A 13,098-nucleotide genomic window follows, 5' to 3' on the forward strand; every position below is an offset into this window, starting at 1 on the left:
CCTTTCTCCCGCTACTGTGGCAAGATCTGACTGCCAGCAAGCCGTAATGAAGCAAACAATGACTGCCATTCGCTGTCTGCCCGATAAAATACCGGCGGCTGACCCATCGGCGCGGCGACAGTGATATCCCCGCCGTTTAGCGTTTCTCCGGTCCACATGTTGACCCAGCGGTCTTCAGGCAGATAGAGCGACCAGTCGCGGCGGCCCTCTTCATAAACCGGTGCCACCAGCAGGTCACGCCCCAGCAGATATTGGTATTTGAGCGTGTAGGTGCGGGCATCCGCTTCATAGTGCAAAAACAAAGGGCGCATAACGGGTAAGCCCGAGTGGGCATTCTGCGCGACAGCCTGCTTGATATAAGGTTTTAAGGTGGTGAAGATCGTGGACATGCGGGCAAAGTGGGCAATGGTTTCTTCATCGCTGTCAAACTGCCAGTTATCGCCAGGACGGTTCCCTTCATGGGTGCGCATCATCGGGGTAAAGGCATTGAAGTCACACCAGCGAAGCAGCAGTTCTTTACTGCGTTTCATGCCGTACAGCGTGGTGTAGCCACCGATGTCGCTGTGATGCAAACCGTGGCCGCTCATCGCCAGTGACAGCGCGGCGGGCACCACCGAGGCCAGGCCATCGTCCAGGCTCCAGTCAACATTTTGATCCCCGGCCCACATCATCACGGAGTATTTCTGACTGCCGGTGTAACCCGCACGCATAAAGAACAGCACGTCACCGAGTTTGCCGGTTTCTTCCAGCGCCTCATAGTTACACTTCGCCCACAGCGCGGGCCAGGCATTGTGCATGATTTCGGCGCTGACGCCGTTGTGCAGATACGTGTCCGTTGGCAGGTACTCCCCAAAATCCGCCATCCAGCCGCGACAGCCCAGGGCAATCAGATTGTCTTTGATGACGCCTTTGAACCAGTGGTAAGCCTCCGGATTCGTGAGATCGACGACGCCCGCATAAAACTCACCAAATTCGACGTGGTAATCGTCCCCAGCCGCATTTTTGGTCAGATACCCTTTCCGGGCAGCCTCTTCGCACAGGTTACGGTCGCTGGCGACGTAAGGGTTGATATAAGACAGGAACTGTACGCCTTCCGCTTTCCACTGCTGAATGCGCGCGTCCAGTTGGGGATAAAGCTCGCTGTCCCACTGCCAGTTCCACATCACGCGTTTGCCGAAGGAGGTCATCCGGATGCCGGACCAGTCCTGCGCCCAGATGCCATTCACTTTCACGCCCGCCTGACGCATTTTGTCCAGCTTCTGCTGGCAGACGTCGGTGCCGCCCTGGATCCCCAGCGTGACGCCATCGTAAACCCAGTCCGGTAATACCGGCTGACGCCCCAACAGGGCACTCATTTTTTCCAGCAGGGCGATGTAGGTATCGGCACATTCAAAACGTAACGTGGCGTTATTTTCCCAGAAAGCCAGTTCATGATAATCCGCTGCGCTGAAGTCAAAATTCATGTAGCCGCTGTTATCCACATGGCAGTAATACTTCTGGCTGCTGACAAAGGTCGGCTGGGGGAAAAAGGTCCAGTAGTAATCTCCGCCGGCATTCTCTGCACAGTCAGCCTGCCAGGTGACCACGCTTTTCTTATTGCGCCCGACGCCCTGTTCGCTGGTCCAGAGTGGAAAAGGTTTCCCGCGCAAATCAAAACAGGAAAACTGCTCGCCACAGCCGTAGATATGATCGTCGTCCAAGGCTGACAGCCTCAGCCAGATACGGTTAAGCCTGTCGCTGTCGTTTGTCAGCGTAAGCAACAGGCGGCCGTTTTCGTCTGTGCCGATGATCAGCGTGGCGCTAAACTCCTCTCCGCGTGAGAAGCGCACCGTCCAGCCGGTGTCCTGCGCAGTCACAACGGCCGAGGTTAACGCCAGTTTTTCATTCAACCGGTCTTTAATACTGAAATTGCCGCGAAACATGTCGATATCGGCGTTGCCATTGCCTATCCACAGACAGGGTTTTTCCTCGCTGTGGCTAAGAATTTGTCTGTTTTGATAAGTCAGTGAAAAGCCGTTACCGGCGGCAGTCAGCTTTACGCCTGCCGTCTCAGGATGTTGTAAATGCATTCTGACCTCTGCGTTGTAGGATAAAAAAATAAGGTTTAGCGTGATTCGTGCTGGTCACAGCCAATCGTGAACGTCATGAGATGGCGCGCCTGTGGCGCAAGAAAAATCACATCAATGCCAGAATTGAACGCGTCAGGTGGACAACTCATTGGCTCGGCTGCCAATCCCGTGCGGCCAAGTTTTTCGCCGCTGTAAATTTGCAACCAGGGTTGATCGCTGCGTAAAAAAACCGAAAGTGCCTGCTGTGGACAAGTTAATCTCACCTCCCATTCGCGTCCGGCTGCGCGGGTGTTAACACTGCAGTCGATCTGCGTCGACGCCAACCGACGCGGGGTAAGAAAATCCCCTTCTGCAATCGCGGCCGGTAGCGTAAGCAGGCAGTGATCCACCAGGGTCATGTTGCAGGTCAGATAAGGATGCGAACCGACACCGTAGGGCGCGGGTTGATCGCCTACGTTCTGGCTGCTGATACTGACCTGCAGGCCCTGTGCGGCATCAAGCCGGTAAGTCACTGCCGATAGCAACGCAAACGGATAGCCGTAACTGGGCGGCAGGAAAACCGTTAAGGTCGCCTCGCTGTCGGTGTGTTTGGCGATCTGCCAGTCACGCCAGGCCAATAAGCCGTGAATGGCGGTAACGCCTTCGTGGTCATTGATGGGTAGCTGAAGCAGCTTGCCGTTATGTTTCCAGGTTCCTTTCGAGACGCGATTCGGCCAGGGAATCAGGACTTTGCCCATATGCGCCAGCGGCATTGCCTCCGGAGGATGTGGGAGCACCAGATGGCGGCCCGCGTGCGTCAGCTCAGCCAGGCCAGCGCCTACGGTGACGATTTTTGCCTGATATTCTCCAGCGTGAAGAACAAGGGTTTGTCCGCTGCTGTGCATAGCTGGTACTCCCGTTAGTCTGTTTTTCAGGGGTTATTTCGCATTACAGTCCAGTAATCCTGCCGCTACGGCGGGTGCCAGCCCCGGTGCCAGAGGAAGGCGCGGGATCACCAGGCAATGCAGCAGGTGATAGATATCCTGTTTGCCGTCCCACACTTTGGTGGTCACCTTGTTTTCGCAATCCAGCTCTTGCCACCATGAGCCATTCTCGAAATCCATCATGTAAGTGATGCAGTAATCCCACCATTTCTGGTACCAGGCTTCGTATTGCGCCTCGCCAGTGACCGCATACAGGGCGTAAGCCGTGCCCATTGCCTCAACCACGGGCCAGCGCACTCTTTCACTCACTACGGGCTTGCCATCCCAGTCCACGGTGTAAACAAACCCGTCTGCGCCATCGGGCGCCCAGGCATCGCGGATAGTGGCGTCGAATAAGCCTTTCGCATCTTCAATAAGCCAGGCCGGCGGCGTTTCGAAGCGCGCTTCCAGCGCAGCATGCAGATGCAGCATCAGACGTCCCCATTCAATCCAGTGTCCGGGCGTGCCGCCATAAGCCCGGAAGCGGTGAGCGGGATTCTCTTTGTTATAATCGCGTAATGGGTTCCAGTCAGTGTCGAAGTGTTCATTGACGCGGTACTCACCGCTGCGCGCGACGTCGTGAATAATCACCGAGGTGACACGCAGCGCGCGATCCAGCCATTTCTTGTCGTGCGTGACGTCATAGACAATCAGGAAGGCTTCAACGGCGTGCATATTGGCATTGCCGCCGCGGTAGTCTTCTGTCTTGCTAAAGGCTTCATCCCAGGACTCCAGGCACATCTGTTCGTCTTCACTCCAGAAGTAGCGATCGATCACGTCGATCGCGTCATCCAGCAGTTGGCGGGCGGCAGGATGCCCCGTAGTGACCGCACTGGCCGCGCCCAGCAACACGAAAAAGTGCTGATAACCCTGTTTGGACGCATCAACGACGCCTTCATCGTTTACGCAGGCATACCAGCCGCCGTACTGTTTATCGCGCAGCGCACCATTCAGGGCGTTAATGCCGTGATCGACCAGTTGATAAGCTCCCGGCCGTCCCATCGAGGCCGCAACGGCATAGACATGCAGCATGCGTGCGGTAATCCACAGGTGCGTGCCCATCTCGGGTTTTACCTGCCCGGTATTCCCCAGCCAGCCAAATCCGGTGGCGACCGCTGCGTTTTTACCAAAGTCGAGAATCCTGTCCGTTTCCTGTTCGAGCCAGCGGTTATGACTCAGCGTGTTAAACCATTTCATTTGCGTTGCCCTCTTAGCGTTTAGCCATCATTTCATCTACGATCTCACCCAGCCGTTGCAGCCTGGGGACGGAGACATCCCGCAACATCAGGTCGGTATCCGGTAAGCCAATGACGGAAGACCAGACGGCTCGCCCGGCCAGGAAGCCCGATGCGCCCGCCTGCATCGCCACCCGCACGGCGCGCGGGAATAATTTTTCATCAATGCCGGACGAGAGAATGACCCACGGCATCGCGATCCGATCGTTGAGCTTTTGCGCGGCCGCCAGCAGATCCGACTGTGTACCTTTGCCGTACAGGGGCATTTCCACCTTGTAGAGATCCGCGCCGCTGTTGCCCAATTCTGTGGCCGCGTCCAGGATCGCCTGCTCGCGATCAAAGCGATCGCCACGGCGCGGTGGCCTGACTACCGGTTCGATAATGCTGAGCAGGCCATGGCGGTGGCAGCGGGTGTTGAAGGCCTTAACTATGTCGAGACGTTGCTGCGGATCTTCATCGCTGCGCCACAGCACCAGCAGCTTCAGCGCCTTCGCGCCGTCACGCTTCATCGCCACCGGATCGACGTTGTTATCGATCGCCACGCTGTCCACCGGAATGCCATTGCCCGGAATGAATTCATCCGCCGCGACGATAAGGCCGCAGCCGGGGGCAACCGCTTGCCGTTCGACGATGTGCGGGAAACAAAACTGTTGATCAATCAGGATCGCCGAGGCATAGGGCGATAACACGCTGGCGGCATTGACTTTAAACTCGGTCAGCACGCGATCGCTGACGGGTAGTGACGCGCCAGCGGCCGCGAACATCAAACGCATGGCCTCACGCTGATCGACTGCGAGCATGGCGAAACCACCTGAAGGTCGGGTGATGTCTTTAAGGGTGTAATGAGTCATGCTTCTTTCCTCTGAATTAAGCGTCACACTGTGTGGGGAGAAATGAGGCCCGCGCTGGCGCGAACATGTTCAAGGATGGCGGTCCAGTCCTCGCGTCCGCGTCCGGCAGCGCGGGCCTGGTTGTAAACTTCACGTGAGGCAGCCCCGAGCGGCATCGGTACATGCAGCTGGTTGGCAACATCCAGCGCAATCCCCAGGTCCTTATGCGCCAGATCGATCATGAAGGCCGGTGAGCGATCCCCTTTCAGTACCTTGTCAGGCCAGGTCGTGGTGAAATGCCCTTTGCCCGCAGGCGTGCCGTTCATCACCTGCAACGCCACGTCAAACGACAGCCCCAGACCTTCACACAGCACCGCCGCTTCCGCCGAGAGGGCATTCAGGGCGATGCTCATGTAGTTGTTGATCAGCTTGACGCGAATCCCCATACCGGGGCCGCCTGCCACGACCAGCTCATTGCCCATCGCCCTAAGCACGGGTTTTGCTCGTGCAACCTGTTGCGGCGTGCCGCCTGCCAGTAGCAGCAGTGAACCGGCTATCGCATGGTCTGACGTGCGGCCGACGGGCACGTCCATCATGCTGAAACCGCGAGCGGCCATCTCACCGATCAGCCGATCGGTTTGCAGCGGATGGATCGTGGACATATCAATCACCAGCGCAGTGGATGCCAGCGTGCTACACACACCTTTGTCGCCAAGCAGTACGGAACGCACTAACTCGCCGTTGGGCAGCATGGTGATAACAAACTCGGCCCCGGTTGCCGCCTCCGCAGCAGAAACGCTCGCCCGGGCGCCCTTATCAACCAGACGCGCGACGGCCTGAGGATCCACATCAAAGACGTTGAGCTGATGGCCCTGCTTCAGCAGATTGCTCGCCATCGGCGCGCCCATTTGTCCCAATCCAATAAACGCAATTACCGACATACCGCTCTCCCAACCCCGTTATTGTCATATTTTGTCATTAAAGACGACTTTTACTGTCTGTTTTAGATCATATTTGTAATTTATGGTCAAAAAATTGACAGGTGTCACTTTTAAAACATTTGATGAAATTAAAATGACAACACCAACAAAATGTGAGGAAGCGTTATGACGCGTATTGCTTGTGTAGGGATCACCGTATTAGATCGCATTTGGTATCTGGATACCTTGCCGTCTCAGAGCGGAAAATATGTGGCAAACAACTATCGGGAAGTCGGCGGTGGTCCGGCTGCTACAGCGGCCGTTGCCGCAGCTAAACTGGGTGCAGAGGTGGATTTTATTGGTCGGGTTGGTGACGATGACACAGGGAAGAGACTGCTGTCTGAGTTAAATGAGTACGGCGTAAAGACCCGATATACTAAGGTTTTTGAGGCCGCCCGCTCTTCACAATCCGCGATTCTGGTGGATGCCGAGGGGGAACGGATGATTGCCAACTACCCTAGCCCGGACTTAGCAGAATGCGCAGACTGGCTAACAGAGATCGACTTCTCACAATGGGATGCGGTGCTGGCAGATGTTCGCTGGCACCAGGGTGCCAAGTGCGCGTTTACCCTGGCCCGCCAACAGGGCGTTCCCACCATTCTGGATGGGGATGTGACCCCGCAGGACATTGGGGAGCTGGTGGCGTTAAGCGATCATGCGGCATTTTCAGCGCCGGGTTTACAGCGCTTAACCGGGCTGGAGGGGGAAACGGCGGCGTTAAAAAAAGCACAAATGCTCACAAATGGTCATGTCTATGTTACCCAGGGCGCTCAGGGCTGCGTCTGGCTGGACGCCGGCACGCTCCAGCATCAGCCCGCCTTTGAGGTACAGGTCGTCGATACCACCGGCGCGGGCGACGTCTTCCACGGGGGGCTGGCCGTGAAACTGGCGCAGAAGGGCTCTGTCACAGAGGCCGTGCGCTTTGCCAGTGCGGTCGCGGCGCTAAAATGTACGCGACCGGGCGGGCGAGACGGGATCCCTGATTATGATCAAACCTGTTCTTTTATGTCGGTAAATGTATAAACTGTGTGCCATGGTGGTATTCAGAGAACAATCCATGATCCTCTCGGACGTAACCGGTAATCCTCGCCACGATCGTTTGCTCAGGCTGATCGCTGAACGTGGCTACATGAATATTGATGAACTCGCCTTGCTGCTCGACGTTTCCACACAAACGGTCAGGCGCGATATTCGTAAACTCAGCGATCAGGGATTAATCACGCGTCATCATGGTGGTGCGGGCCGTGCATCCAGCGTAGTGAATACCGCTTTTGAACAGCGCGAAGTCTCACAGACTGAAGAAAAACGTGCGATTGCGGAAGCCATTGCGGACTATATTCCCGATGGATCAACGGTATTTATCACTATTGGCACTACGGTTGAACACGTCGCCCGGGCGCTGGCAAATCATAAACATCTGCGCGTTATCACCAACAGCCTTCGTGTCGCCCATATTCTGTACAAATGCCCACAGTTTGAAGTGATGGTGCCCGGCGGCACGCTGCGTCCCCACAACGGTGGCATTATTGGCCCGGTCACGTCCGCGTTTGTGGCCGGTTTTCGGGCAGATTATCTGGTTACCAGCATGGGCGCCATTGAGAGCGATGGGGCGCTACTGGAATTTGATGTTAACGAGGCCGCCGTGGCGCAAACCATGATGGCGCATGCGCGTCATATTTTGTTAGCGGCAGACCACACCAAGTTTCAGGCATCGGCAGCGGTAGAAATGGGCAGCGTTACCCAGGCGACCGCCCTGTTTACAGATCGGTTGCCGGCAACGGCGTTGCAGAACGTACTTAAAGCACATCAGGTGGAAATCATTCAGGCGACGCCAGGCGGCGATGAAGAGCCCTGAGCAATTAACCCCGGCAAGCCGGGGTTATCGGTAAAATTAGCGGAACTTCTTGTGGTTTTCGTTACGGATAGCCGCCAGCTTTTGCGCTTCTGCTTTGGCTTCATCCAGTTTACCCTGCTTAGCCAGCGCATCCGCTTTATCAATCTGGGCGATCAGGTCATCCATACCTTTGTGAAAGTCTTTCATTTCCGGGCTGTCCGGGGCTTTGCCTTCCAGCTTGTCCGGCGTGCCTTTTTTGGCATCCTCTGCTTTAGCACGCAAATCACTTAACATCTTGTGCAACTGGTCGGCGCTTTTCGCCCCGTCCAGTGACTTATAGATACCCGACATATCTTTCATATCGTGCTCAAGAGAGGCAGCACCGGCGGTCACGCTCACGGATAACACGGCTACAGCTAACAACGACATAAGCTCTTTACGCATGCTCAGCTTCCTTTTTATTGTGGGAATGCTTTTTATAAAAAAACGGAGGGTCGATGCCCTCCGCTTGCTATCGCATAAACAACTTAAAAGAGATTTTACTGTCCGGCAATATACATTTCGGGGAGTAAGACCGAACCGCACTGAATATTGCTACGGGTTTCAATGTCATCGCCCACGGTGACAATGTTCCGCCACATGTCGCCTAAGTTACCGGCGATAGTAATTTCGCTTACCGGATACTGGATTTCACCGTTTTCTACCCAGAAACCGGCTGCGCCACGTGAGTAGTCGCCCGTGATCGCACTGACGCCCTGCCCCATCAGTTCTGTCACCACCAGGCCGGTGCCCATCTGCTTCAGCATAGCGTCGAAGCTGTGCCCCTGACCGGCGATGCGCCAGTTGTGGATACCGCCCGCGTGGCCGGTGCTGGTCAGGCCCAGCTTGCGCGCCGAATAGCTGGTCATCAGCCAGGTTTGCAGCACGCCATCTTTGATAATGTCGCGAGCCTGGGTGCGAACGCCTTCGCTGTCAAACGGCGTTGACGCTAAACCTTTCAACAAGTGCGGCTGCTCCTGAATGGTCAGCCACTCAGGCAAAATCTGTTTGCCCATGGCATCCAGCAAGAAGGTGGATTTCCGATATACGCTGCTACCGCTGATGGCGCCCACCAGGTGACCGAACAGACCCGTTGCCACTTCGGGGGCAAAGATCACCGGCGCTTTCATGGTGTCGAGCTTGCGTGGCGCAAGACGCGACAGCGTACGGCGCGCGCATTCTGCGCCGACCCAGTCCGGGCTTTTTAAATCGTCGATTGCCCGGCCGATGGTGTAAGCATAGTCACGCTCCATATTGCCGTCCTGCTCAGCAATCACGCAGCTGGAAAGCGAGTGGCGGCTGGAGCAGTAGCTCTGTAACATGCCGTGGCTGTTGCCGAAGACTTTAATCCCGATGTGGCTGTTAAAGCTGCCGCCTTCGGTGTTGGTGATGCGTTTGTCCGCCTGCAGCGCCGCCTGTTCTGCCTGGGCCGCCAGTTTGATGGCGTGATCGGCATCGATCTCCCACGGATGGTAAAGATCGAGATCCGGAGCCTCATAAGCCAGTAATTCTGCATCCGCCGGTCCGGCAAAAGGATCGGGTGACGTATAGCGTGCAATATCGATCGCCGCCTGCACAGTCCGTTTAATCGCGTCCGGGCTGAGATCGGTCGATGAAGCACTGCCTTTACGGTTTTGATGATAAACGGTAATACCCAGTGCGCCGTCGCTGTTGAACTCAACGTTTTCTACCTCGCCGTAGCGGGTACTCACACCAATACCGGTCGTCTTGCTCACCGCGACTTCCGCGCCATCCGTACTTGCTTTTGCCAGTTCAAGCGCCTGCGCAATTGCCTGTTCCAGTGCTGTTCGCTGTTCTGCAACTTGAGTTGATACGTTCATCGACCTGCCGTCTAATCTTATGGTTGAATAATTTGAGTCTATCAGAGTCAGAGAACAATTTCGCAGTCACCCGATAAACTGGTAGGATTAGCCTCTTTTTTTTGGAGCCAGATATGACTAAGCAGCCTGATGAGTGGCTCGACGATGTACCCGATAATCACGAAGAAGAAGATGAAGAGATTATTTGGGTTAGTAAGAGCGAAATAAAACGTGATGCTGAAGAGCTGAAACGCCTGGGTGCCGAGCTGGTCGATCTGGGTAAAAACTCTCTGGATAAAATTCCGCTGGACGAGCGTCTACGTAACGAGATTGAACTGGCACAGCGCATCAAGAAAGAAGGTCGCCGCCGTCAGTTACAGCTTATCGGTAAACTGTTGCGCAGTATGGATGTTGAGCCGATCCGCATCGCACTCGACAAACTCAAGAACCGTCACAACCAGCAGGTCGCCCTGTTCCATAAACTGGAAATGCTGCGCGATCGTCTGATTGATGAGGGTGATGAGGCGATGGCGGACGTGATCGCCCTTTATCCGCAGGCCGATCGCCAGCAGCTGCGTAGCATGATCCGTAATGCGCAGAAGGAAAAAGCCGGTAACAAACCGCCAAAATCTGCCCGTCAGATTTTTCAGTATCTGCGTGAGTTAGCCGAAACCGTCTGACCTTTCCGCTGATTTGCGGCTGAGCAGCGCCCAGCCGCAGGGTTTTCTTCTCCCGTCTGAGGGAGAGGAACGGGTCCGCTAGTGATCAGCGCGCCAGACGATCCAGCAGCTTCTGATGAATCCCACCAAAGCCCCCGTTACTCATGACCAGGATGGAATCGCCCGGCTGGGCCGTTTTCGCGATCGTCTCTACCAGCGTATCGATATCCGCGCTGCAGTGAGCGGGCTGCATGCAGGCTTCTGCGACGTCCGCGACCTGCCACGGAATATGGCTCGGCTGGAACAGGAACACTTCGTCTGCGCGCGCCAGCGACGGCGCCAGCTCATTTTTATTCACGCCCATTTTCATGGTGTTTGAACGCGGCTCCAGCACCGCCAGAATGCGCGCGGTGCCGCCCACTTTACTGCGCAGTGCGCTCAGCGTGGCCAGAATCGCCGTCGGGTGGTGGGCAAAATCATCATAGATCTTGATGCCGTTGACCTCACCGCGCAGCTCAAGACGGCGGCGGGCATTAATAAAGCTGTCCAGCGCCTGGCTTGCGTCCTCAGGTTTTACGCCGACATGGCGCGCTGCCGCAATCGCCATCAGGCCATTGTGCATGTTGTGCTCGCCTACCAGTCCCCAGTTCACCTCGCCCACTTTTTCACCCGCCAGCAGCACTTCCCAGCGGGAGGCATCCGGCGTCAGCTTCTTCGCCTGCCAGTGACCGCCGTCGCCCACATGCTCCTGTTCGCTCCAGCAGCCCATTGCCATCACCTGCTTCAGGTTATGATCGTGCTCTGGCAGCAGGATCTTGCCCTGACCCGGCACAATGCGTACCAGATGATGAAACTGTTTCTGGATGGCCCGCAGATCGTCAAAAATATCGGCATGATCGAATTCAAGATTATTCAGAATCAGCGTACGTGGGCAGTAATGGACGAATTTCGAGCGCTTGTCGAAAAACGCGCAGTCGTATTCATCAGCCTCAATGACAAAGAATGGGCTTTTTCCTAATTTTGCAGAAACATCGAAGTTACCGGGTACGCCACCAATAATAAAGCCAGGTTCAAGGCCGCAGGCTTTCAGAATCCACGCTGCCATGCCTGCTGTGGTGGTTTTACCGTGCGTGCCCGCCACGGCCAGCACCCAGCGATCGCGCAGCACAAAATCGTGCAGCCATTGGGGGCCAGAGAGGTAAGGAATGTTGCGTTCCAGTACCGCTTCCACGCAGGGGTTACCGCGCGTCATGGCGTTGCCAATAATGACCAGGTCCGGTACGGGCTCAAGCTGGCTCGCATCGTAACCCTCTGTTAATTCAATGCCTTGCTGCTCAAGCAACGTGCTCATCGGTGGATAGACATTGGCGTCAGAGCCTGTCACCTGATGACCAAGGGAGCGGGCCAGCATAGCCAGTCCGCCCATAAAAGTGCCACATATCCCGAGGATGTGAATGCGCATAACGAGGTCCATAACTCAAAAGTTCGGCGCACAGTGTAACCTCGCTTGCACACGGAAGAAACGGATTAGGACTATGGTTTTTAAAGTTCAATCGGCTAAACTGCGTACGCATCCACGGGCAGTTAAGTATGCCGCTGCCACTCCATCGATGATTCAGGGAATGTGTTATGAAAACGTTGGGCGAATTTATCGTCGAGAAGCAACACGACTTTCCGCACGCCACAGGTGAACTGACGGCACTTATCTCAGCCATTAAGCTGGGTGCTAAAATTATTCACCGTGATATCAACAAAGCCGGCTTAGTCGATATTCTTGGTGCCAGCGGCGTTGAGAATGTTCAGGGTGAACAGCAGATGAAACTGGATCTGTTCGCCAACGAAAAACTCAAAGCCGCACTGAAAGCACGCGGCATTGTTGCCGGTATCGCTTCTGAAGAAGAAGATGAGTTTGTTATCTTTGAAGGCGAGGAAAACGGAAAATACGTCGTATTGATGGACCCGCTCGACGGTTCGTCGAACATCGATGTTAACGTCTCCGTCGGCACCATTTTCTCCATCTATCGCCGCGTCAGCGAGCCGGGTACGCCAGTTGTCGAAGCCGACTTCATGCAGCCAGGCAACAAACAGGTTGCCGCCGGTTACGTCGTTTATGGCTCATCCACCATGATGGTGTACACCACCGGTTGTGGCGTCCATGCGTTTACCTACGATCCGTCCCTGGGCGTGTTCTGCCTCAGCCATGAACGCATGACCTATCCAGAAGTGGGTTACACCTATTCCATTAACGAAGGTAACTACATTCGTTTCCCACAGGGCGTGAAAAAGTACCTGAAATTCTGTCAGGAAGAGGATGTGGCGACGCACCGTCCTTACACATCACGCTATATCGGCTCTCTGGTCGCGGATTTTCACCGTAACCTGCTGAAGGGCGGCATTTATCTTTATCCCAGCACCGCCAGCCATCCAAAAGGCAAGCTGCGCCTGCTGTATGAGTGCAACCCTATGGCTTTCCTGGCGGAGCAGGCCGGCGGTAAAGCCAGCGACGGTCAGAACCGTATCCTGGATATTCCCCCGGTCACGCTGCACCAACGCTGTCCGTTCTACTGCGGTAACACCGCCATGGTTGACGACGTAGAGCGTTTCCTGGCTGAATTCCCCGAGTGCCGTCAGGGCTAAACATCAAGGGCGCGCGTGACGCGCCCTTTTTGC

At 55.6% G+C, this 13,098-nt stretch carries 12 protein-coding genes; 4 read left to right on the plus strand and 8 right to left on the minus strand.

Going from position 1 to position 13,098, the window contains the following annotated elements; all coding sequences use genetic code 11:
• Positions 1-11 precede the first annotated feature (11 nt).
• The 5 genes from NYE92_RS12245 to yihU are packed head-to-tail and all read right to left on the minus strand — an operon-like array spanning position 12 to position 6,037.
• Positions 12-2,069 carry an alpha-glucosidase gene (locus NYE92_RS12245; protein WP_210487649.1) on the minus strand — a complete coding sequence of 686 codons (2,058 nt, stop codon included), beginning with the start codon at positions 2,067-2,069 and terminating at the stop codon, positions 12-14.
• A gap of 35 nt (positions 2,070-2,104) precedes the next feature.
• The gene (locus NYE92_RS12250) at positions 2,105-2,953 is read right to left on the minus strand and encodes an aldose-1-epimerase (protein ID WP_015699439.1); all 849 of its coding nucleotides are present in this window, start codon (positions 2,951-2,953) and stop codon (positions 2,105-2,107) included.
• Positions 2,954-2,986: 33 nt separating this feature from the next.
• Complete coding sequence (yihS, locus tag NYE92_RS12255) at positions 2,987-4,228, minus strand: sulfoquinovose isomerase (RefSeq protein WP_014604916.1); 1,242 nt, start codon at positions 4,226-4,228, stop codon at positions 2,987-2,989.
• Positions 4,229-4,241: 13 nt separating this feature from the next.
• The gene (gene yihT, locus NYE92_RS12260) at positions 4,242-5,117 is read right to left on the minus strand and encodes a sulfofructosephosphate aldolase (protein ID WP_014604915.1); all 876 of its coding nucleotides are present in this window, start codon (positions 5,115-5,117) and stop codon (positions 4,242-4,244) included.
• 23 nt (positions 5,118-5,140) lie between these two features.
• Positions 5,141-6,037: a sulfolactaldehyde 3-reductase gene (yihU, locus tag NYE92_RS12265; RefSeq protein ID WP_259019041.1), complete on the minus strand. Its 897-nt coding sequence runs from the start codon at positions 6,035-6,037 to the stop codon at positions 5,141-5,143.
• A 165-nt stretch (positions 6,038-6,202) separates the two neighbouring features.
• On the opposite strand from yihU, the gene NYE92_RS12270 reads away from it, so the two are divergent.
• A complete protein-coding gene (locus tag NYE92_RS12270) occupies positions 6,203-7,099 on the plus strand; it encodes a sugar kinase (protein ID WP_013027367.1) in 897 nt (298 codons plus the stop codon).
• A 34-nt stretch (positions 7,100-7,133) separates the two neighbouring features.
• The gene (locus tag NYE92_RS12275; protein WP_141118340.1) at positions 7,134-7,931 is read left to right on the plus strand and encodes a DeoR/GlpR family DNA-binding transcription regulator; all 798 of its coding nucleotides are present in this window, start codon (positions 7,134-7,136) and stop codon (positions 7,929-7,931) included.
• A 36-nt stretch (positions 7,932-7,967) separates the two neighbouring features.
• Here the strand turns inward: NYE92_RS12275 and cybC are convergent, their stop codons facing one another.
• Entirely contained in the window at positions 7,968-8,354 is a 387-nt protein-coding gene (cybC, locus tag NYE92_RS12280; protein ID WP_013027369.1) for a cytochrome b562, read from the minus strand.
• A gap of 95 nt (positions 8,355-8,449) precedes the next feature.
• Complete coding sequence (pmbA, locus tag NYE92_RS12285; RefSeq protein ID WP_013027370.1) at positions 8,450-9,790, minus strand: metalloprotease PmbA; 1,341 nt, start codon at positions 9,788-9,790, stop codon at positions 8,450-8,452.
• Positions 9,791-9,903: 113 nt separating this feature from the next.
• Here pmbA and yjgA point away from each other — a divergent pair, with 113 nt between their 5' ends.
• A complete protein-coding gene (gene yjgA / locus NYE92_RS12290; RefSeq protein ID WP_014594709.1) occupies positions 9,904-10,449 on the plus strand; it encodes a ribosome biogenesis factor YjgA in 546 nt (181 codons plus the stop codon).
• Positions 10,450-10,534: 85 nt separating this feature from the next.
• Here the strand turns inward: yjgA and mpl are convergent, their stop codons facing one another.
• A complete protein-coding gene (mpl, locus tag NYE92_RS12295; RefSeq protein WP_259019042.1) occupies positions 10,535-11,890 on the minus strand; it encodes a UDP-N-acetylmuramate:L-alanyl-gamma-D-glutamyl-meso-diaminopimelate ligase in 1,356 nt (451 codons plus the stop codon).
• 167 nt (positions 11,891-12,057) lie between these two features.
• On the opposite strand from mpl, the gene fbp reads away from it, so the two are divergent.
• Complete coding sequence (gene fbp, locus NYE92_RS12300) at positions 12,058-13,065, plus strand: class 1 fructose-bisphosphatase (RefSeq protein WP_006118345.1); 1,008 nt, start codon at positions 12,058-12,060, stop codon at positions 13,063-13,065.
• Positions 13,066-13,098 lie beyond the last annotated feature (33 nt).

Origin of the sequence: Pantoea sp. B566, assembly GCF_024793925.1 — a bacterium.
Lineage (GTDB): Bacteria > Pseudomonadota > Gammaproteobacteria > Enterobacterales > Enterobacteriaceae > Pantoea > Pantoea ananatis.

Coding starts and splice junctions, on each gene's coding strand:
- NYE92_RS12245 (WP_210487649.1), bottom strand. CDS start 2,069: ATGCATTTACAACATCCTGAGACGGCAGGCGTAAAGCTGACTGCCGCC.
- NYE92_RS12250 (WP_015699439.1), bottom strand. CDS start 2,953: ATGCACAGCAGCGGACAAACCCTTGTTCTTCACGCTGGAGAATATCAG.
- yihS (WP_014604916.1), bottom strand. CDS start 4,228: ATGAAATGGTTTAACACGCTGAGTCATAACCGCTGGCTCGAACAGGAA.
- yihT (WP_014604915.1), bottom strand. CDS start 5,117: ATGACTCATTACACCCTTAAAGACATCACCCGACCTTCAGGTGGTTTC.
- yihU (WP_259019041.1), bottom strand. CDS start 6,037: ATGTCGGTAATTGCGTTTATTGGATTGGGACAAATGGGCGCGCCGATG.
- NYE92_RS12270 (WP_013027367.1), top strand. CDS start 6,203: ATGACGCGTATTGCTTGTGTAGGGATCACCGTATTAGATCGCATTTGG.
- NYE92_RS12275 (WP_141118340.1), top strand. CDS start 7,134: ATGATCCTCTCGGACGTAACCGGTAATCCTCGCCACGATCGTTTGCTC.
- cybC (WP_013027369.1), bottom strand. CDS start 8,354: ATGCGTAAAGAGCTTATGTCGTTGTTAGCTGTAGCCGTGTTATCCGTG.
- pmbA (WP_013027370.1), bottom strand. CDS start 9,790: ATGAACGTATCAACTCAAGTTGCAGAACAGCGAACAGCACTGGAACAG.
- yjgA (WP_014594709.1), top strand. CDS start 9,904: ATGACTAAGCAGCCTGATGAGTGGCTCGACGATGTACCCGATAATCAC.
- mpl (WP_259019042.1), bottom strand. CDS start 11,890: ATGCGCATTCACATCCTCGGGATATGTGGCACTTTTATGGGCGGACTG.
- fbp (WP_006118345.1), top strand. CDS start 12,058: ATGAAAACGTTGGGCGAATTTATCGTCGAGAAGCAACACGACTTTCCG.